The organism is Allobosea sp. GW822-FHT05A11 (assembly GCF_058800455.1).
The window spans coordinates 835208-854339 of sequence record NZ_JBXAMI010000001.1; the positions used below are offsets into that span (position 1 = coordinate 835208).

The following is a 19132-nucleotide window of genomic DNA, read 5'->3' on the forward strand; positions in this document are numbered from 1 at the left end:
CGCCCTGTCCGGCTTTACTGCGTCGGGGCGACGGTCAGGGTGAGCTGCCTGCGGCCCACGCGGCCTTCCTTGTCGGTGGCCTCGATCTCGATGACATGGCTGCCGCTCGGGACGACGACCGAAGGTGCGTCGATCCCGGCGGGCGTGATGAACGGCTTGATCCGCTGGGTGATGTCGATCGGCGGCTGGCGCCGGTAGAAGACGCGCACGGTCGCGGGGTCGATCGGAACGCCGTTGCTCGGCATGAAGCGCACGGCGAGGCGGAAGGGCTTGCCGTCGACGCCCTTGTCCGGGGTCGGCAGGGTGTCGATGCCGGGGCCGCGCGTCAGATTGCGCGTGCTGGCCGGTGTCTTGGCCGCGGCCGGCAGGCCGGCTTCCTCACGGGTGATGAGGTGGACCGGGTCGGCGGCTTGTACCGCCGTCAGCATGGCGGCGGTGGCGAGAACGGCAGGCAGCATGTGCCGAGCGAGCACAGACTTCATCATCGTCCTATTTCACTCCCAGGATTGCGGCAATGAGACCGGCGATTGCCGAAATGGCGGTGCCGGCCATCAGGATGGTGGTTTCGATCGTCTTCAGCGTTTCCATCGGCACCTTGCCGTGGACGGCCTGCAGCCCCTTTCGCAGTTCCGGCAGCGAAACGAGGCCACGCGCGGTCAGCGCAGCCTGCGTCACGCGCAGCAACATCCCCGAGAACATGGAAGCGCCGATGCTCAGCGCGTAGAACGAAGTCTCGCGCCAGGCTGCCGGCCCTTGCGGAAGGAGCGGTATGTTGTCGTGCCAACTCAGCAACGCGTTCATGGTCCCGACAGAAAAAATCGCGAAAGCGATGGCAACGCCGATATCGAAGGCGAGCAGGCGCGGACGGAGGCCGAAATAGATCAGGCCCGTCAGGAAGGGGATCGCGATCGAGGACAGGCGCAGGGTCCAGAGCGGCAGGTCGAGCCAGAGGATGACCGCGCAATAGGCGAGCAGCAGCAAGACCAGGCCGAAGGGCAGCACCCAGAAGCGCCGGCGCGCGACCGGCAGGACGCGTGGCTCGGCTTCCCGCCAAGGCCCGGCAGGCTCGACGGCGGCAGCTCTTTGAGGTTCGGCGACCCAAGTGCGGGCCATTGCAGCGCGATCGTCCTCGGCGCTTTTCTCGAAGGCGGCGAGGCGCTGTTCCAGCGCGTCGAGACGATGCAGCAGCGGCAGCACGGGGGTGAGGTCCCGGCCGCAGCAGCGGCACGACAGCACGCCCCGATTGAGCGCGGCATCGCAGTAAGGGCAGACGAACTGGTCCTGCACGGAAATCTCGCGCCTGAAGGGGCAAGCCGCGCTCAAAGCCATATCTGATCCGCCAGATCAAGGTGTTTGGCGAAATTCCGTAAGGTAATATCGATGCAGACCGCCGAATTTCCGGCTCGAATTCTACTTTCGTCTATATCTTGGCCTTGGTTGCCTTGAACGTCATCCGGTGCGGATTGTGCCCGAAGTTCTTCGGTTGCTGCACATCGGCGAAGCCCGCTTCACGGATCAGGGCCGTGATCGCGTCCGCGGTATAGGTCGAAAGGCCGTATTGCGCCCTGAGCTTGCGATAGTCCGAGAAGACGGTCCGGACGAGGCCGCCGAGGGCCGCCAGCAGGAAGCCGCCGCGCCAGGCGAAGGCGAGCAATTGCGAGGCGTCGGTCAGGGGGCTGACATCGGGCGGGATGATGTCGGCGACGACCAGTGCGCCACCCGGCTTCAGTCGGTCCCGCCAGATTTCGAGCAGCGCCTTCAATTCGTCGCGCGAGAGATACTGGAGCAAGGAGTTGGCGACCACGAGGTCGAGCGAGGCCGGGGGCAGGGCCTCGACCTCTTCCGGTGAGACCACGACGATATTTTCCTTGCGGCCGAACTGCGCGCGCAGCTTGTCGCGAACGGTCGGCGCCGCCTCGCAGAGATAGAGCCGCCCACAGGATGCGGCGACGCGGCCGGCATCCAGCGCCTCACCGCAGCCATGGTCGAGGACGACGGCGTCGCCGGCCGGGATATGGGCGATGAGATCGGTCGCGATGGCGCGGTAATGCAGGGTCTTGTGGCGTGGCGAGACGTAGATCGAATGCTCGCCATTCCAGAAATCGCGCCAGGACATGTGTTCGGTCGACCCTCGGGTTGCAGCGATGTTCGCGATGACTACGCATAAGCCGGGTGGCTCTGCAACAGCCGGGCTTTCGAGGCCGCGGCGTTTCGGCTTTAGTTGTCGCTTCGTCCGGATGTCGAATCGAGACGAGGAGCGCCCATGCTGCTGCTGCCGCGATTGCTCAAGCGGTTCGTCCGCCACGGTCGCCTGACGGTCATCACGCCCGACGGCAAGAAGCATGTCTTCGGCTCGGGGCCGGCGGAACTGCTCTTCGCGGGTGTCAAGAAGACCGCGCCTTCCGTGACCGTGCGTTTCCACGACAACCGCGTCGAGCGCGAGCTCTTCCTCAATCCCGAGCTCGCCCTGGCCGAAGGCTATATGGATGGGCGGATCGATTTCGAGGAAGGCACGATCCACGACCTGCTGACGCTGTTCTGGCTGCAGCGCCGCGAGATGCGCAAGGACCCGTTGCAGCAGGCGATCCGCAAGGTGCGCTTCAAGATCCGGCGCTGGCGGATGCATAACCCGCTCGGCGTCGCCGGCAAAAAGGTCAAGCATCACTACGACATCCCGACCGATTTCTATCGGCTCTGGCTCGACGAGACGATGACCTATTCCTGCGCCTATTGGCACAGCCCCGATGTTGGGCTGGAGAACGCGCAGAAGGCGAAGCTCCGCCATCTCGCCGCCAAGCTCAGGATCGAGCCCGGCATGAGCGTGCTTGATATCGGCTCGGGCTGGGGCGAGCTTGCGATCTACCTCGCCAAGGCCTGCGGCGCGAAGGTGACCGGGCTCAACGTCTCGCCCGAGCAGATGGCGGCGGCCCAGAAGCGGGCGGAAGCGGCCGGCGTCGGCGACGCCGTCACCTTCATCAACAAGGACTATCGCGAGCTGGGTGGTAAATTCGATCGTATCGTCTCAGTCGGCATGATGGAGCATGTCGGCGTCGCGCATTACGGCGAGTACTTCGGCGGGATTCGCGATCTGCTGACGCCGGACGGGATCGCGCTGGTCCACTGTATCGGCCGCGTCGGGCCGCCGGGCTTCACCGGCCCCTTCTTCGATAAATACATCTTCCCGGGCGGCTATGCGCCAGCGCTGTCCGAGGTCTTCGCGGCGCAGGAGCAGACGGGTTTGTGGGCGTCCGACTGCGAGTTCTGGCGCCGGCACTACCACTGGACGCTGGAAGCCTGGCGCGAGCGCTTCATGGCCAAGCGCGAGGAGGTCGTCGGCATGATGGGCGAGCGCTTCGCCCGGATGTGGGAATTCTACCTCTGCGCCTGCTCGATCTCCTTCGATATCGGCGGCGACATGGTGTTCCAGCTCCTGCTCGGTCAGCACAAGAGCGCCGTCCCGATCATCCGCGACTACATCGCGGATGACGAGAAGGCGCTGGAGGCGAGGGGGTTCTGATCAGCGCTTGAGGTTGACGACGACCACCCCGGCGAGGGCCATTGCGCCGCCGATCAGCCCGAAGACCGTGGGGATTTCCCCGAGCCAGAGGAAGCCGATCAGCATCGCCATCGGCGGCACGGCATACTGGAAGTTCGAGGCGCGGGCGGCCGGCAGGCGCGAGAGGGTGATCGCCCAGGTGCCGTAGGCGATCAGGCTCGGCACCACCGCGAGATAGACCACCGACCAGAACGAAATCGCGGGGGCGACCTGTGCCTGCTCGATCGCCGAGGGCAGGAAGGGCAGCAGCACGAAGCCGCCGATCGCCATGTTCCAGGCGGCGACATGGAGCGGCTTGTAGCGGGCGAAGAGCGGCTTCTGCACGACCGTGGTGATGGCGTTGCAGAAGGCGGCGCCGAGGATCAGCAGCACGCTGATGCCGATTTCGACGTCGAGCCCCTTGCCGAGCGCGATCACGCCGATGCCCGCGAAGGAGATGGCCGTGCCGAGCCAGGCGGTGAGGCTGAAACGCTCGCCGAGGATCATCATGGCGAGCACGGCCGTCATGATCGGGTTGGTGTTGATGATGAAGGCGGCGGGGCCCGCCGGCACGACGCGCTGGCCGAAATTCAAGAGAAGCGCATAGCCAGCGATGAAGATCACCCCGCCGACGAGGAAGCGCCAGATGTCGCCAAGCTCGGGCAGCTTCGCCCGCGTCGCGATGAGAAAGAGCGCGGCCGGACCACCGGCAAGCGCGAAGCGCAGCGCCGCCATCTCGGCCGGGCCGAAGCCGGCGAGCCCGGCGCGGATCGCCGGAAAGGAGGAGGCCCAGGCCATGACCGTGAAGGTCACGGTGAAGACCAGCGTCGGGTCGAGGCGCTGGGAGCCTGAGGCGGTCAGCGCGGGGGAGGCGCAACTTGAGGAGGACATGGCGTCGATCCATCGATGACGAGAAGTTGCCCCCGATAAGCGCCTCGGCGAGCTGATTGACAAACGAACAATTCGCGCATGAGCTGTGAGGATGGATCACAGCTCGAACCTTCCGCCACTCGATACCTTGCGCGCCTTCGAGGCGGCCGCGCGCACCGGCAGCTTCTCGGCTGCCGCCGAGGCGCTGAACCTCACCCATGGTGCTGTCAGCCGGCAGGTCGCCAAGCTCGAGCATTGGCTGGGCCTGCGCGTCTTCCTGCGGCAGGCGCGCGGCGTCTCGCTGACGCCGGAAGGGCAGCGCCTGCTCCAGCGCACACAGGAGGCTTTTGCGCTGATCGCCGATAATTCCGAGCGCTGGCGCGAGGCGCGGGGTGCCTCGGTCGTGCGGGTCAGCGCGCCGCCTTCGGTCTGCGCGCTCTGGCTGATGCCGCGTTTGGCCGTGCTGGAGGCGGGGACGCCCGCGCTGCGGATCGTGCTGCAGGTCGAGCATCGCAAGGTGGATTTCGAAGAGGAAGGTGTGGATCTCGGGATACGTTGCGGGCGCGGCGGTGCGCCGGACCGGCTCTCGCTCAAGCTGTTCGAGGAGTGGTGCTTCCCCATCGCCTCGCCGCAGCTTGCCGAAGTGATCGGGGAGGGCGCGCCGGAGCGCCTGCTGGCTCAGCCGTTGATCCACGACTCGGATGCCGCCGGCTGGAAAGCGTGGTTCGCGGCGCAGGGGCTGGACTATCGCCCGCGCCCGCAGGATCGGCGCTTCGAGGACTACAATCTCGTGCTGGATGCCGCCGCGCATGGGCTCGGCATTGCACTGGCGCGCCCGCCTCTGGCACGCGAGCAGCTGGCTGTGGGACGGATCGTCAGGGTCGATGAACGCGAGGCCCTGAACCCGGTTTCCTACTGGCTCGACCGGCCGCTGGGCGCGCTTCGGCCCTCGGGGGCGGCTTTGGCTGAGCGAATCGCGCTGGAAGCGGGCGCCGATCGGGGAGAGATCGCGACGTTTCTCAGCCGGGAAGCACGGGCGGCCTGACGTCTAGGTTCCGCGCAAGCTGTGCCGCGGCGCTGCAAACTCGCCGCGCTGGCTGGCGCGGGCCATCTCGAAACTGTCGGCGATGCGGCGCGCCCGGACGATGAAGGCCTGCGCGATATCGGGCGGGCAGACCTCATGCGCCGTGATCTCGAACAGGTCGAGCCAGCGGTCGAAATGCTTGCGTTCCAGCGGCAGGATCAGATGCGGGCGCATCGGGCGGCCATCGTAGCGGCCGGTGCGCAGCATCACGCCGCTCCAGAAATCGGTGATCTTGCCGATATGGTGGTCCCAGTCCTCGACCGCCGCCTCGAAGACCGGGCCGATCAGCTTGTCCTCCCGGGCTCGCGCATAGAAGGTGCGGACGAGCTCCGCGATCATCGGCTCGCGTAGGTCGGGGTGGGCGGCGCCCGGGTAGAGCAGGGGATTGTCGGTCATCGCAGGAGCATTCGTGTTTCCGGTATTCTCGTCGGTGAGGATCGCGAAGGCTAGACCTGCGCAACCTCTGCGACCTTGTGAGGCAGGGCGGCGGACTGTGCGGTTTCGGCATGGCCATGTTCGAGGAACAGGCGCATCTCCTCGGCCAGCGCGAAGAAGCGGTCGCGCACCGCCTTGGCATGCGGATTGGCGCGCTCGATCGCCATGAAAACGTTCGGTGCGTCGTAGCGCACCATCTCGGTCGCCTGCATCAGGAGGTCGAAGCTCGCCGTGGTCATCGTCCGGGGCAGGGGTTCCATCCGGACCAGGATCTTGGCGATGAGATGGGTTAGGCCCTGCACCATCGCAACCTCGCGGTCATGGGCGTCGGCTGTGGTGACGATAACCTTCAGCTTGAGGACATGACGCAGGAAGGCGGCGATGCGCGGTGTGCTGCCACCCCTGATTGGGCAAAGCGCGATCTTGAGGCCGGCGAGCCCGTTGCGGGCGCTCTGCGGGCCGAAAAGGGGATGCGTGCCGATGATCTCGACATCGTCTGGCAGCGCTGCCTGCATCGCGCGGGCCGGGCCGATCTTGACCGAGCCGACATCGAGCACGATGGCGCCGGCCTTGAGATGCGGACGCAAGGCCGCAATCGTCTCGGGGATGGCCGGGACGGGCACGGCGAGGATGACGAGATTGCAGGCGGCGACTTCAGCAGCGGTGGCAGGCTGCAAGCCTTTGCCGCTCGTATTGGCTGCGGGCGTGTTTACGGGATCACAGACGCGTAGCGCGAAATGCGGTTGGAGATGGCGGGCCATCAGGCGGCCGAAGGCGCCGAAGCCCATGATGCCGATGGTGGAGATGGTTCTGATCTTGGAGGACATCGTTTTCGCTCGGTGGTGAGCCGCGATGCCGGGTGATCTGCCTGAATTCAACCGCCAGCGCGGCGGTTGAACATGGGAATGCCACCGCCTCTATGAGGACGGGGCGTAATAGCTGTGCTGGGCCATCAGGCTGGTCATGGACCGCTTAAACCGCGCCCAACCCGCGCTGTCAATCGAGCGAGGGCGAATAGGCGGTCAGCGTCATCAGGCGATCCTCGATCGCGCCGACCATGTCGCCCTGCTCGATCTTGGTGACGCGCTTGATCTCGATCCATTCGGGATCGGCCATGAAGCTCGCCCAGGCCGCCGCCTTCGTCTCGGCATCGGGCCAGGCGAGGATATAGGCGAACTCGGTGCGGGCGGCGCTGGCCGTCTCCCACATCGCCATGATCCTGAAGCCGTGACGCGCCATGATGCGGGCGGCATGGTCGCGGAAACGGGCATGGAAAGCCGCCTTGTTGCGCTCGAAGATCTCGTAGATGCGCAACTGGTGGATCATGCCCGTCTCCTTCGGCATCAGGACGGCCCTCAGGCCGCCTTCTTCGCCTTCTCAGCCGCCATCAGCTCGGTGAAGCGGATGAAGAGGTAGTGGCTGTCCTGCGGGCCGGGCGAGGCTTCCGGATGGTGCTGGACGCTGAAGGCCGGGCGGTCGGTGAGCGCGATGCCGCTGTTCGAGCCGTCGAAGAGAGAGACATGGGTCTCGACCGCATGCGCGGGCAGGCTCGCCGGATCGACCGCGAAGCCGTGGTTCATCGAGACGATCTCGACCTTGCCGGTGGTCTTGTCCTGAACCGGGTGGTTGGCGCCGTGATGGCCCTGCTTCATCTTCATGGTCTGGCCGCCGATGGCGAGCGCCATCATCTGGTGACCCAGGCAGATGCCAAAGGTCGGGACCTTCCGGTCGAGCAACTGCTTGATCACCGGCACGGCATATTCGCCGGTCGCGGCCGGGTCGCCGGGGCCGTTGGAGAGGAAGATGCCGTCGGGATTGAGCGCGAGGATATCCTCGGCGGTCGCCGTCGAGGGCACCACGGTGACGTCGCAGCCGGCCTTGGCGAGCAGGCGCAGGATGTTGCGCTTCACGCCGTAGTCGATGGCGACGACCTTGAACTGGCTGCTGTCGCGCTTGCCGTAGCCGGCCGGCCAGATCCAAGGCGTCTCGTCCCAGTCATAGCGCTGCGCGGCGGTGACCAGCGGAACGAGGTCGAGGCCTGCCATCGAGGGCAGCGCGGCCGCCTGCTTCTTGAGGTGCTCGATGTCGAAGACGCCGTCCGGGCTATGGGCGAGGATGGCATTCGGCATGCCGTTGTCGCGGATCAGTGCGGTCAGCGCACGGGTGTCGACGCCGCAGATGCCGACGATGTTGCGCGCCTTGAGCCAGGCGTCGAAATGCCGGTTGGCGCGCCAGCTTGAGGGCTCTGTGATGGCGGCATGGAGCACGCAGCCGCGCACGCCGGAGGAGGCGGCGGCGTTCACCGTCTCGGTGTCCTCCTCGTTCACGCCGACATTGCCGACATGCGGGAAGGTGAAGGTGATGATCTGCCCGGCATAGGACGGGTCGGTCAGGATTTCCTGGTAGCCGGTCATCGCCGTGTTGAAGCAGACCTCGCCCGGCGCCTCACCGATGGCACCGAGGCCGAAGCCTTCCAGCACCGTGCCGTCGGCCAGCACGAGGAGTGCGGTCGCGTGCGGTTCTGTCCAGCCGCCTGCGGCGGGGTTTCCTTCGGTGGCGGTCATGTCTATGTCTCGATCCAGGCCGCGCCAGCGGCAAAATGCGGGGGCGGGGCTGCAGCAATCCACTCCGCCGGTCTGGAACGCGAGCCTTAAAGAGCCGGGCCCGGCCCGTCAATCAAAGCCGGCGCAGGCCGCACAAAAGAAAAAGGAACAACGAGATGACGAGCCTGCGCGAGCGCTTCACGGCCGACATGAAGGAAGCGATGAAGGCCGGCGAAAAAGCCAAGGTCGCGGCGATCCGCCTGATCAGCGCCGCGCTGAAGGAAAAGGATATCGAGGCGCGCGGCGCCGGCAAGGGCGAGGCGACCGCCGACGAGATCCTCGGCGTGCTCCAGAAGATGATCAAGCAGCGCCAGGAATCGATCGCGATCTACGACGCCAACAACCGCCCGGAGCTGGCCGAGGGCGAGCGCGTCGAGGTTGCGGTGATCTCGGCCTATCTGCCGAAGCAAATGTCCGACGACGAAGTGAAGGCCGCGATCGACAAGGCGGTGGCCGAGACCGGCGCGACCGCCGTCAAGGACATGGGCAAGGTCATCGGCGTTCTGCGCGCCGCCTATGCCGGCCAGATGGATTTCGGCAAGGTCAGCCCGATGGTGAAGGCCGCGCTCGGCGGCTGAGCGTCTCGCGGCGACCGCCTTTCGAGGTTGCCCGCCATCACTGTGAATCACGGTTGAAAGCCAGCCGCCGGCGCGATCGGCGGTTGGCTTTCGGCTTCTGCAGGTCCACATAAGGTCGATGAAATTCCCGCCCTCCGTCCTTGATGAGATCAAGGCGCGGCTGCCTGTCTCGGCGGTCGTGGGCAAGCGCGTGCGCCTGCAGAAGGCCGGTCGCGAATGGAAGGGGCTCTCGCCTTTCAACGCCGAGAAGACGGCCTCCTTCTTCGTCAACGACCAGAAAGCCTCGTTCTTCGATTTCTCATCCGGCAAGAACGGCGACATCTTCAAGTTCGTGATGGAGACCGAAGGGCTCTCCTTCCCGGAGGCCGTCGAGAAGCTCGCGGCCGAGGCCGGCGTCATCCTGCCGAAGATCACGGCGGAGGCGCAGGTCCAGGAGGAGAAACGCAAGGGGCTGCACGAGGTCGTGGAGCTCGCGGCGCAGTTCTTCGAGGCTGAACTGATGGGCGATCGCGGCGGCGGGGCCCGGCGCTATCTCGCGACCCGCGGGCTCGACGGCGAGGCGCGCACGCGCTTCCGCCTCGGCTACGGCCCGGTCGATCGCTTCGCGCTACGCGACCATCTGGCGGGGAAGGGCGTTCCGGCCGAATTGATGATGGAGGCGGGACTGCTCGTGCATGGTGAGGAGATCGCCGTGCCCTATGACCGTTTCCGCGACCGGGTGATGTTTCCGATCCATGATTCCCGCGGGCGGGTCATCGCCTTCGGCGGGCGGGCCATGAGCTCGGAGGTCGCGGCGAAATACCTGAACTCGCCGGAGACGCCGCTCTTCCACAAGGGCTCGCTGCTGTTCAACCACCACAATGCCCGCAAGGCGTCGCACGACACCGGGCAGGTCGTCGTGGTCGAGGGCTATGTCGACGTCATCGCGATGTCCCTGTCGGGCTTCCCGCAGACGGTGGCGCCGCTCGGCACGGCGCTCACTGAGGACCAGCTCGGCCTGCTCTGGCGCATGGCCGACGAACCGGTGATCTGCCTCGACGGCGACAAGGCCGGCCGCAAGGCCGCGAGTCGGGCGATCGACCTGGCCTTGCCGATGCTGGAGCCGGGCAAGTCGCTTTCCTTCGCCCTGCTGCCGGACGGGCAGGACCCGGACGACCTCGCTCGCTCGGGCGGGCGGCAGGCGATCGCGGAGGTGGTCGCGGCAGCGCGCCCGCTGGTCGACATGCTCTGGCAGCGCGAGGTCGAGGCCGGTCCGCTTGACACGCCGGAGCGCCGCGCCGCCTTCGAGCGGCGGCTGAAGGAACCGCTCGGGCAGATCCGCGACGAGACCACGCGCAAGCATTATCGTCGCGAGATGGACGAGCGGCTGGGGCAGCTCTTCGCCAGCACCGCGCCGGCGCGACAGGAGCGTAGCGGCGGAGGTGGAAATTTTCAGCGCAACCGGGGCGGATCGCCTCAGCGCGGCGGGTTCGGTCGGCAGGTGCCCCCCTGGCTTGCCGGCCCGCTGAAGGCTTCGAGCGCGGTGACACAGTCACGCATGCTGGCGAAGCTGCGCGGCGAGGACCAGCGCGAGGCCTTCATCCTGCTGGCGCTGGCGAGCCATCCCGATCTCATCCTGCGCTGCGCCGACGAGATCGCAGAGCTTTCGCTGGACGGGACCGCGGCCGAGCGTTTCCGGCAGGCGCTGCTCGATTCCGTCGAGGGCACGCTCGATCGCGAGGTGCTGGCGAATCGCTTGGCGCAGCCGCGGGTTCGGGAAGCGCAGGGCCATCTGATGGCGGTCACAGGGCCGGCCGAGCGATTAAAACTCGCGCAAGACGCTGATCCTGAATCGGTTTTCGACTCGATTCATCAGGCTCTCGTCTTGCATCATCGCGCGCGAACGCTAAATAGCGAGTTGAGAGCAGCCGAGCGCGCCTTGGCTGACGACGCGACCGAAGCCAATTTCGCCTGGATCAAGGACGTCAAGGCCCGCCTCGAGACGATCGAGGGTACCGAGGCCATGTCCGAGGATTGATCACCCAGCGATTGGTGGACGCGGGTCCATGCGCGCAAGCTGTCGGGTGGTTCACGATTCGTCAACGACGTCTGGTGCCATCTGCGAGCAATGATTTGGGTGGGTGAGCGCGCCGGACCTGCGGTCGCGCCGCCCTTTTATGCGTCGGTATATGGCTTTCTCGGTCATGGCCGGCGCGAGTGCGGAGCGCTGATTGATGGCGACTAAAGCGAGCGAACGGGAAAAGACCGATCAGGTCGTGCCGGATGCCCCCCCGACGACCGATGGCCCGTTGCTCGACCTGACTGATCAGGCCGTAAGGCGGATGATCAAGCTCGCCAAGAAGCGCGGCTATGTCACCTATGACGAACTGAACGAAGTGCTGCCTTCGGAGGAATTCTCCTCCGAGCAGATCGAGGACGTTCTCGGCCAGCTCAGCGAGCAGGGCATCAACGTCGTCGACAACGAGGACCCGGAAGCCGCCGGCGAGGAGCGCGCTGCCCGCAAGGATGGCGGCGCCGACGAGGAAGAGCCCGAGGGCGGCGACATGGTCGACGCCTCGCGCCAGACCTTGCCGGTCGAGACCAAGCGCAATCTCGAGCCGACCGAGCGCACCGACGATCCCGTCCGCATGTATCTGCGCGAGATGGGCTCGGTCGAATTGCTCTCGCGCGAGGGCGAGATCGCGATCGCCAAGCGCATCGAGGCCGGCCGCGAGGCGATGATCGCGGGCCTCTGCGAGAGCCCGCTGACGTTCCAGGCCATCATCATCTGGCGTGACGAGCTCGTCGACGGCAAGGTGCTGCTGCGCGACATCATCGATCTCGAGGCCACCTATGCCGGCCCCGACGGCAAGAACCCGGCTGTCGCCGGCGAGGAAGAGGCCGAGGAGAGCGAGCAGGCCGAGACTCCGGAGGGCGAGACCCCGCCGGACATGGACGACGACGACATGGAGAACAACGTGTCGCTCTCGGCCATGGAGGCCGAGCTCAAGCCGCGCGTGCTCGAAACCTTCAACGCCATCGCCGACGACTACAAGAAGCTGCGCCGCCTGCAGGACCAGGACATCGCGAACCGGCTGGAGAACACCAAGCTCTCGCCGTCGCAGGACCGCAAGTACAAGAAGCTCAAGGACGACATCATCACCGCGGTGAAGTCGCTCTCGCTCAACAACAACCGCATCGAGGCCCTGGTCGAGCAGCTCTACGACATCAACAAGCGCCTGATCGGCCATGAGACGCGCCTGCTGCGCCTCGCCGAGAGCTATGGCGTCGGCCGTGAGGACTTCCTCAAGCAGCATGTCGGCGGCGAGCTCGACCCGAAATGGGTCCTGCGCGTCTCCAAGCTCGGCTCGCGCGGCTGGAAGGAATTCGTTGCGGCGGAGCTGGAGCGCATCAAGCAGCTGCGCGAGGAGGTGCACACGCTCGCCTCCGAGACCGGCCTGGAGATCCAGGAATTCCGCAAGATCGTGCTGATGGTCCAGAAGGGCGAGCGCGAGGCCCGTCAGGCGAAGAAGGAGATGATCGAGGCGAACCTGCGTCTCGTGATCTCGATCGCCAAGAAGTATACGAACCGCGGCCTGCAGTTCCTCGACCTGATCCAGGAAGGCAATATCGGCCTGATGAAGGCGGTCGACAAGTTCGAGTACCGCCGCGGCTACAAGTTCTCGACCTACGCGACCTGGTGGATCCGGCAGGCGATCACCCGCTCGATCGCCGACCAGGCCCGCACGATCCGCATCCCCGTCCACATGATCGAGACGATCAACAAGATCGTGCGGACCTCGCGCCAGATGCTGCACGAGATCGGCCGCGAGCCGACCCCGGAGGAGCTAGCCGAGAAGCTGGCGATGCCGCTGGAGAAGGTGCGCAAGGTCCTGAAGATCGCCAAGGAGCCGATCTCGCTCGAGACGCCGATCGGCGACGAGGAGGATTCGCATCTTGGCGACTTCATCGAGGACAAGAATGCGATCCTGCCGATCGACGCCGCGATTCAGTCGAACCTGCGGGAGACGACGACCCGCGTGCTGGCCTCGCTCACGCCGCGCGAGGAGCGCGTGCTGCGCATGCGCTTCGGCATCGGCATGAACACCGACCATACGCTGGAGGAGGTCGGCCAGCAGTTCAGCGTCACCCGCGAGCGCATCCGCCAGATCGAGGCCAAGGCGCTGCGCAAGCTGAAGCATCCGAGCCGCTCCCGGAAGCTGCGAAGCTTCCTCGACAACTGAGATAAAAAGAAGGGCGCCATCGGCGCCCTTCTTCGTTTCCCGCTCGACTTTGGTCAGCTCAGAGCGTTCGCGCCAGCGTGACCAGTTGCTCCCAGGCCGCGCCCCAGCCGTCATGGAAGCCCATCTCCTCGTGCTGCTGCTTGCCGGCGGCATCCTTGTGGTAGGCGCGGGCGATGTAGAGCGTGCCGGTCGCCGTCGGCTCGATCGTCACCGAGGCGGTCATGAAGCCGCCCTCGATCGGGCGGAAGCCCGGGCCGAGCGCGTCGGTGAAGAGCAGGAAAGTTTCCGGCACAACCGCCAGAACGCAGCCGTTATTGTCGTGCTTCTCGCCGTTCGGCCCTTCCATCACCGTGTGGAACTTGCCGCCGGGACGCAGGTCGAGCTCGCAGGCGGTCGTCTTCCAGGGCGCCGGGGTGAACCACTGCATCAGCAGCTTCGGCTCGGTCCAGGCACGCCAGACCAGGCGGGGCGGCACATCGGTCTCGCGCCGCAATTCGAGGTCGAGCGCCGGGTCGAAGGCGGTCGCATGCGTATCGGTCATCCGTTGTCCTCCTGATTTTTCAGTTGCAGCACCAGCCGGTCGAGCTGGTCGAGACGCCTGGTCCAGAGCGTGCGTTGCGCCTCCAGCCAATGCTCGGCCGCGGCGAGCGGTTCCGCGCGCAGGGTGCAGGTGCGCACCCGGCCGGCCTTGCGCGTGGCGACGAGGCCGCAATCCTCAAGCACCTTGAGATGCTGAAGGAAGCTCGGCAGCGCCATCTCGAAGGGCTTCGCCAGTTCGCTGACGGAGGCCGGCCCACGGCCGAGCGCCTGGACGACCGCCCGGCGCGTCGGATCGGACAGCGCGCGGAAGGTGTCGTCGAGGGCGGGCTGGGTTGCGGCCATGCTCCTCGATAGCGCGTCGCTAATACTTAGGTCAACGCCTAAGTTTTGAGAGCCGCTGACACGGCCTTGATCTTCGCTGCGGGAGAGGGCTTCCTGCGCATCACGTTTTTGGAGGCACCATGTCCCCTGAATTCCTGCTGACCTCGCTCATCATCGTCGCTTCGCCGGGAACGGGCGCGATCTACACGATCGCCGCCGGGCTGACGCGCGGTTCGCGGGCGAGCGTGCTCGCCGCCTTTGCCTGCACGCTCGGGATCGTGCCGCATCTGATCGCGGCGATGATGGGGATCGCCGCACTGCTGCATGCCAGCGCGCTCGCCTTCGCCATCGTGAAATATGCCGGCGTTGCGTACCTGCTCTACATGGCCTGGCGGACGCTCCGGGAGCATGGCGCGCTCAAGGTCGAAACCACAGCCGATGCGCGCTCGGCCTGGCTGGTGCTGCGCGACGGGCTGGCGCTCAACCTGCTCAACCCCAAGCTCTCGATCTTCTTCGTTGCCTTCCTGCCGCAGTTCATCGCGGCGAACGAGGCAAGCCCGATGGCGCGCATGCTGGAGCTTTCCGGCGTGTTCATGACGATGACCTTCATCGTCTTCGCGCTCTATGGGCTCTTCGCCGCGGCGATGCGCGACAAGGTCATCGGCCGCCCGGCCGTGATGGCCTGGCTGCGGCGGAGCTTCGCAGCCGCCTTCGTTGCCCTCGGCGCCAAGCTCGCGCTCACCGAGCGCTGATGGCGCGGCAGACGATCCTGAGCGTCGAGACGCGCGGGCCGGGGCTCTATGAGTTTACCGACCGGGCGGTCGCCTTCGTGAAGGCGAGTGGCGAGGCGAGCGGATTGCTGACGCTGTTCGTGCGCCATACCTCATGCTCGCTGCTGATCCAGGAGAATGCCGATCCGGATGTACGCCGCGATCTCGACGCGTTCTTCCGCAGGCTGGTGCCACCGGCGGACGATCCGATGATGGCCTATCTCGTCCATCGCGACGAGGGGCCGGACGACATGCCGGCTCATATCAAAGCGGCGCTGACGCCGGTCTCGCTCTCGATTCCGGTGATGGGCGGGCGCCTCGCGCTTGGCACCTGGCAGGGCATCTATCTGTTCGAGCATCGCCAGCGGCCGCATCGGCGCGAGGTCGCCCTCCATCTCTCGGCGTGAAGATCAGGCCGGGGGCGCCACCACGAACGCGACGAGGCGCCGGACGATCGGCAGGACCAGGAGCAGCGTCGGGAAGGCGACGAGCCAGGACAGGGCCCAGGAGGCTGGCCAGGTCTGGAGGAACGCGGTGGTCGGGCCGAGCGCCTTCAGGGTCGAGATGCCGGAGACGACGAAGGTCATCAACACGGACAGGAAGAACGGCATCACCACGCCGGCGTAGCGGGCGGGGAGGCGAGGGTAGGCAGAGCTGGACATAGATAAATCAGGCTTTCGCAAGGGGCAGGCTGGTCGGACGCATCCGAGACGGCCTATGCCGAATGGATGCGTTGCCTGACGTGAGACGCTTACGAACGGGACCAGAGCCCGATGGGGGCTTCCATACCGAACGACCTCGCTGCTGCCAAGGGCTTCTATTGCGCCGCGAAGTGTTCTGGAGTCGGCAGGGGCTCCCAGGCCTCGCCGGAGCCGATCAGGCAACTCCTCCCGGTGGGGACGGTGGCGAGCAGGGTCCAACTGCCGTTGGCCCCGACATAGAGCTCAAAGAGGACGCCGCTCTCGGCCAACCCGCTGCCGATCATGCGCTCGCCGAAGGTGTCGCGCAGCTGGCCGACGACATGGTTGCGATCGGCGCAGGGAGGGCCGCGCGGCGAGGGGTTCTGGGCGAGTACGGACGTCGCCAGCGTCGCGCCGGCCACGCCCGCGATCATCAGGAATTTGCCGAGTGTCATGACCACCTCCCTGTCCGGAGGCAGCCGCTGGAGCGGCAGGATATCGGGAAGCCTTGCGGCTGCCCTGAACATTATCAATGTGGGAAGCGGCGAAACGTCGTTCAAGCGGCAGAGCCGACGATGGCGTTGACTCGATCAGGCGAAACAGCGCTCCCCTTGGCGCGGTTCCTGCCCTATACCGGGCCGCAAGCAATGCGGAGGCACCATGTCTTTCTTCAAGTCGCTGTTCGGGGGGCGCAAGCCGGCCGAGGACAAGCCTGCTGGCCCGGTCAAGACGATCGAGCACAATGGTTTCACGATCCATGCCACGCCCTACCAAGAGGCGGGCCAGTACCAGCTCTGCGGCGTCATCGAGAAGGTCGTCGACGGCGAGACGAAGAGCCATCGTTTCATCCGGGCCGACCGCTTTCCCGGACAGGCCGAGGCCGCCGACTTCACCCTGGTGAAGGGCCAGCAGATCGTCGACATGGAAGGCGACCGCATCTTCCGCTGAGCGGCTGATGCCGGGTGCCTGCCGCTGGCGCGCGGCAGGGCTGCCCCGCAGGCGCTTGCCCGGCGGATTCCAGTCGCTAAAGCTGCCCGGAGAAGAGCCATCTCCCAAGATATGGCCGCCGAGGAAGCATGTCCCAGGACGCCGACCGCTACCAACCCGATTCTTCCTATGCCTGGCTGCGGCTCGCCGTCGCGCTGGTGATCGGCACGATCGCCTGCGTCGGCTCCTGGTCGGTCGTCGTCGTGCTGCCGGCGATGCAGGGCGAGTTCGATACGCTGCGGGCCGGGGCCTCGCTGCCCTATACCTTCGCCATGCTCGGCTTCGGCGCCGGCAACATCATCATGGGCCGGGTCGCGGACCGCTACGGCATCATGGTGCCGATCGTGATGGGCGCCTTCCTGCTGGCCGCGGGCTATGCCGCAGCGGCGATGTCGCATTCGCTCTGGCAGTTCGCACTCGCGCATGGGCTCTTGATCGGCATGGGCAGTGCCGCCGGCTTCTCGCCGCTGATCTCGGACCTGTCGCACTGGTTCCGCAAGCATCGCGGCCTTGCCGTGGTCTGCGGTGCCTCTGGCAGCTATCTCGCCGGCGTGTTCTGGCCGCAGATCATCACCTGGGGTGTCGCCAACCATGGTTGGCGCGCGACCCATTTCGGCATCGCCGTCGTCACGCTGGTGGTGCTGCTGCCGCTCGCGCCGTTCTTCCGGCGCCAGCCGACCGCCGCGACCATGGCCGCGGCGGAGGCCAGCAGCGCCGGGGCGCGCGGCGATCTCGGCCTCAGCGCCGGCCAGCTCCAGCTCCTGCTCTGCGTCGCGGGCTTCGCCTGCTGCGTCGCCATGGCGATGCCGCAGGTCCATATCGTCGCCTATTGCGGCGATCTCGGTTACGGGGTGGCGCGCGGCGCCGAGATGCTCTCGCTAATGATGCTGCTCGGCATCGTCAGCCGCATCGGCTCGGGCTTCGTCGCGGACCGGATCGGCGGCGCGGCGACGCTGGCGCTGGGCTCGCTGATGCAGGGCGTGGCGCTGTTCCTCTATCTCTGGTTCGACGGCCTGCAGTCGCTCTATGTCGTCAGCGGCATCTTCGGTCTGTTCCAGGGCGGCATCGTGCCGATGTACGCCGTCGTCATCCGCGAATACCTCCCGGCCAAGCAGGCCGGCATCCGGATCGGGCTGGTGATGTCGGTGACCGTGCTCGGCATGGCCTTCGGCGGCTATCTCTCGGGCGTGATCTTCGACTATTTCAGCTCGTACCGGATGGCGTTCCTCAACGGGCTCGCCTGGAACCTCGTCAATCTCAGCATCGTCTGCTGGCTGATGCTGCGGGCGCGCCGATCGATGCCGCCACTTCAGGTCGCAGGCTGAGAGGGCCTATAGGTGCCGAAGCACCAGACATGCCCTTCCGGGTCCTTGCAGATGAAGTCGCGGCTACCATAGGGCTGATCGGTCGGCTCCATGCAGATCTCGGCGCCGGCCTTGCGGGCGCGCTCGCAGCGCGCGTCGATATCGTCGGTCGCGATATAGGGCGAGGCGGTGGTGCCGCCGAGCTCGGCCGGGCGCGAGACCAGCTTGCCGAATTCGTTGCCCTCGGACGAACCGAGCATGACGAAGCTCGCACCCATCCTGAGTTCGCCATGGAGGAGCGTCCTTCCGTCCTCGGAATAATAGGCAGCGTGCTTCTCGAAACCGAAGGCCTCGATCAGCCAGTCATACATCCGCGGTGCATCGGCATAGCGCAGCGAGATGATGACCATGGGCTCGGGTTTGGACGCATTGGCGCTGGGCATGGCATGAATCCCTGTTCGCGAGGCTTGCCGCGATTGTCGGCGAGATGGCCGGGCAGTGCAAAGCGCCCGCTTGCGTGTCCACCAAGGCGCCAGCATCATCGGCTGAGCGGATTCCCGCCTGCCTGAAGGACGCCCATGAGCCCTGCCACTGACGGACCCGAGGAAGCGCCGCGCGGGACGCTGACCGTGCGCACCATCGCCATGCCGGGCGATACCAACGCCAATGGCGACATCTTCGGCGGCTGGGTGATGTCGCGGATGGACCAGGCGGGCGGCATCGCAGGCGTCGACCAGGCGCAGGGGCGCGTCGTCACCATCGCGGTCGAGGCCATGACCTTCATCCGGCCGGTCAAGGTCGGCGACGTGCTGAGCGTCTATACCGAGATCGAATCCATCGGGCGGACCTCGATGAAGATCCATGTCGAGGCCTGGGCCAAGCGCTTCCGCACGACGCTGCACGAGAAGGTCACCGACGCCACCTTCACCTTCGTGGCGATCGACGAGGAAGGGCGGCCCCGGCCGGTGCCGAGAGGATCGGCCTGAATATTCGGCCCGATCCTCCCGGCTGTTTGATTGTGCATCGGCTTTTCCGAAAACCGCGCTCCACTTTTCGGGCCGATGCTCCTCCCGAAGGTTGACGGGATTTAACCTCCCCTAACGTCAGATGAATCCCGCGACTGTCGGAGTGATTCAAAAGAATCCACTTTTAAGCGTTCTTTAAGCGCAATTGGAGGATGCTGCGCTCCAGACCGGGGGTAC

The 19132-nt window shown here is 66.2% G+C and carries 23 protein-coding genes; 10 read left to right on the top strand and 13 right to left on the bottom strand.

What is annotated here, in order from left to right; translation table 11 throughout:
- Positions 1-14 precede the first annotated feature (14 nt).
- The 3 genes from AC1RLU_RS04100 to AC1RLU_RS04110 all read right to left on the bottom strand — a co-directional run bounded on the left by AC1RLU_RS04100 (position 15) and on the right by AC1RLU_RS04110 (position 2116).
- Positions 15-485: a hypothetical protein gene (locus AC1RLU_RS04100; RefSeq protein WP_091856346.1), complete on the bottom strand. Its 471-nt coding sequence runs from the start codon at positions 483-485 to the stop codon at positions 15-17.
- Positions 486-489: 4 nt separating this feature from the next.
- Complete coding sequence (locus AC1RLU_RS04105; RefSeq protein WP_492793997.1) at positions 490-1329, bottom strand: hypothetical protein; 840 nt, start codon at positions 1327-1329, stop codon at positions 490-492.
- A gap of 91 nt (positions 1330-1420) precedes the next feature.
- Positions 1421-2116 carry a class I SAM-dependent methyltransferase gene (locus AC1RLU_RS04110; protein WP_492793998.1) on the bottom strand — a complete coding sequence of 232 codons (696 nt, stop codon included), beginning with the start codon at positions 2114-2116 and terminating at the stop codon, positions 1421-1423.
- Between the two features lie 147 nt (positions 2117-2263).
- On the opposite strand from AC1RLU_RS04110, the gene AC1RLU_RS04115 reads away from it, so the two are divergent.
- Positions 2264-3517, top strand: coding sequence for a class I SAM-dependent methyltransferase (locus AC1RLU_RS04115; protein ID WP_492793999.1), 1254 nt, complete (start codon positions 2264-2266; stop codon positions 3515-3517).
- Here the strand turns inward: AC1RLU_RS04115 and AC1RLU_RS04120 are convergent, their stop codons facing one another.
- Positions 3518-4426: a DMT family transporter gene (locus tag AC1RLU_RS04120; RefSeq protein WP_492794001.1), complete on the bottom strand. Its 909-nt coding sequence runs from the start codon at positions 4424-4426 to the stop codon at positions 3518-3520.
- Positions 4427-4517: 91 nt separating this feature from the next.
- Here AC1RLU_RS04120 and AC1RLU_RS04125 point away from each other — a divergent pair, with 91 nt between their 5' ends.
- On the top strand, positions 4518-5450 hold the full coding sequence (locus AC1RLU_RS04125; protein ID WP_492794002.1) for a LysR family transcriptional regulator: 933 nt from the start codon (positions 4518-4520) through the stop codon (positions 5448-5450).
- A 3-nt stretch (positions 5451-5453) separates the two neighbouring features.
- Here AC1RLU_RS04125 and AC1RLU_RS04130 read toward each other — a convergent pair whose 3' ends face one another.
- The 4 genes from AC1RLU_RS04130 to carA all read right to left on the bottom strand — a co-directional run bounded on the left by AC1RLU_RS04130 (position 5454) and on the right by carA (position 8488).
- The gene (locus AC1RLU_RS04130; RefSeq protein WP_492794003.1) at positions 5454-5885 is read right to left on the bottom strand and encodes a group III truncated hemoglobin; all 432 of its coding nucleotides are present in this window, start codon (positions 5883-5885) and stop codon (positions 5454-5456) included.
- Positions 5886-5935: 50 nt separating this feature from the next.
- Complete coding sequence (locus tag AC1RLU_RS04135) at positions 5936-6751, bottom strand: prephenate dehydrogenase/arogenate dehydrogenase family protein (RefSeq protein ID WP_492794004.1); 816 nt, start codon at positions 6749-6751, stop codon at positions 5936-5938.
- A 169-nt stretch (positions 6752-6920) separates the two neighbouring features.
- A complete protein-coding gene (locus AC1RLU_RS04140; protein WP_091856660.1) occupies positions 6921-7250 on the bottom strand; it encodes an NIPSNAP family protein in 330 nt (109 codons plus the stop codon).
- A 29-nt stretch (positions 7251-7279) separates the two neighbouring features.
- Positions 7280-8488: a glutamine-hydrolyzing carbamoyl-phosphate synthase small subunit gene (gene carA, locus AC1RLU_RS04145; protein ID WP_492794006.1), complete on the bottom strand. Its 1209-nt coding sequence runs from the start codon at positions 8486-8488 to the stop codon at positions 7280-7282.
- 155 nt (positions 8489-8643) lie between these two features.
- On the opposite strand from carA, the gene AC1RLU_RS04150 reads away from it, so the two are divergent.
- The 3 genes from AC1RLU_RS04150 (at position 8644) to rpoD (ending at position 13328) form a co-directional block, all read left to right on the top strand.
- Positions 8644-9105, top strand: coding sequence for a GatB/YqeY domain-containing protein (locus tag AC1RLU_RS04150; RefSeq protein WP_492794007.1), 462 nt, complete (start codon positions 8644-8646; stop codon positions 9103-9105).
- Positions 9106-9223: 118 nt separating this feature from the next.
- Positions 9224-11122 (top strand): DNA primase, encoded by a 1899-nt coding sequence (gene dnaG, locus AC1RLU_RS04155; protein ID WP_492794009.1) that lies wholly within the window; start codon positions 9224-9226, stop codon positions 11120-11122.
- A gap of 196 nt (positions 11123-11318) precedes the next feature.
- Positions 11319-13328: an RNA polymerase sigma factor RpoD gene (gene rpoD / locus AC1RLU_RS04160; RefSeq protein WP_061969278.1), complete on the top strand. Its 2010-nt coding sequence runs from the start codon at positions 11319-11321 to the stop codon at positions 13326-13328.
- A gap of 58 nt (positions 13329-13386) precedes the next feature.
- Here the strand turns inward: rpoD and AC1RLU_RS04165 are convergent, their stop codons facing one another.
- Positions 13387-13869: an SRPBCC family protein gene (locus AC1RLU_RS04165; protein WP_061969276.1), complete on the bottom strand. Its 483-nt coding sequence runs from the start codon at positions 13867-13869 to the stop codon at positions 13387-13389.
- Positions 13866-14210 carry an ArsR/SmtB family transcription factor gene (locus AC1RLU_RS04170; RefSeq protein ID WP_492794010.1) on the bottom strand — a complete coding sequence of 115 codons (345 nt, stop codon included), beginning with the start codon at positions 14208-14210 and terminating at the stop codon, positions 13866-13868. Before AC1RLU_RS04170 ends, AC1RLU_RS04165 begins: the two co-directional genes overlap by 4 nt.
- Positions 14211-14329: 119 nt before the next feature.
- Between AC1RLU_RS04170 and AC1RLU_RS04175 the strand changes: the two genes are divergently transcribed.
- Positions 14330-14941, top strand: coding sequence for a LysE family translocator (locus tag AC1RLU_RS04175; protein WP_492794012.1), 612 nt, complete (start codon positions 14330-14332; stop codon positions 14939-14941).
- On the top strand, positions 14941-15366 hold the full coding sequence (locus AC1RLU_RS04180) for a secondary thiamine-phosphate synthase enzyme YjbQ (RefSeq protein WP_492794013.1): 426 nt from the start codon (positions 14941-14943) through the stop codon (positions 15364-15366). Before AC1RLU_RS04175 ends, AC1RLU_RS04180 begins: the two co-directional genes overlap by 1 nt.
- Positions 15367-15369: 3 nt before the next feature.
- On the opposite strand, the gene AC1RLU_RS04185 is transcribed toward AC1RLU_RS04180, so the two are convergent.
- Entirely contained in the window at positions 15370-15621 is a 252-nt protein-coding gene (locus AC1RLU_RS04185; RefSeq protein WP_492794014.1) for a DUF2798 domain-containing protein, read from the bottom strand.
- A 155-nt stretch (positions 15622-15776) separates the two neighbouring features.
- On the bottom strand, positions 15777-16094 hold the full coding sequence (locus AC1RLU_RS04190; protein ID WP_492794015.1) for a hypothetical protein: 318 nt from the start codon (positions 16092-16094) through the stop codon (positions 15777-15779).
- 205 nt (positions 16095-16299) lie between these two features.
- Here AC1RLU_RS04190 and AC1RLU_RS04195 point away from each other — a divergent pair, with 205 nt between their 5' ends.
- A complete protein-coding gene (locus AC1RLU_RS04195; protein WP_061969263.1) occupies positions 16300-16587 on the top strand; it encodes an HlyU family transcriptional regulator in 288 nt (95 codons plus the stop codon).
- A gap of 128 nt (positions 16588-16715) precedes the next feature.
- Positions 16716-17951 (top strand): MFS transporter, encoded by a 1236-nt coding sequence (locus AC1RLU_RS04200; protein ID WP_492794017.1) that lies wholly within the window; start codon positions 16716-16718, stop codon positions 17949-17951.
- Here AC1RLU_RS04200 and AC1RLU_RS04205 read toward each other — a convergent pair.
- Positions 17936-18373, bottom strand: coding sequence for a VOC family protein (locus AC1RLU_RS04205; RefSeq protein WP_492794019.1), 438 nt, complete (start codon positions 18371-18373; stop codon positions 17936-17938). The genes AC1RLU_RS04200 and AC1RLU_RS04205 overlap by 16 nt on opposite strands.
- A 135-nt stretch (positions 18374-18508) precedes the next feature.
- Here AC1RLU_RS04205 and AC1RLU_RS04210 point away from each other — a divergent pair, with 135 nt between their 5' ends.
- Positions 18509-18916: an acyl-CoA thioesterase gene (locus AC1RLU_RS04210; protein WP_061969257.1), complete on the top strand. Its 408-nt coding sequence runs from the start codon at positions 18509-18511 to the stop codon at positions 18914-18916.
- The last annotated feature ends 216 nt before the right edge of the window (positions 18917-19132 follow it).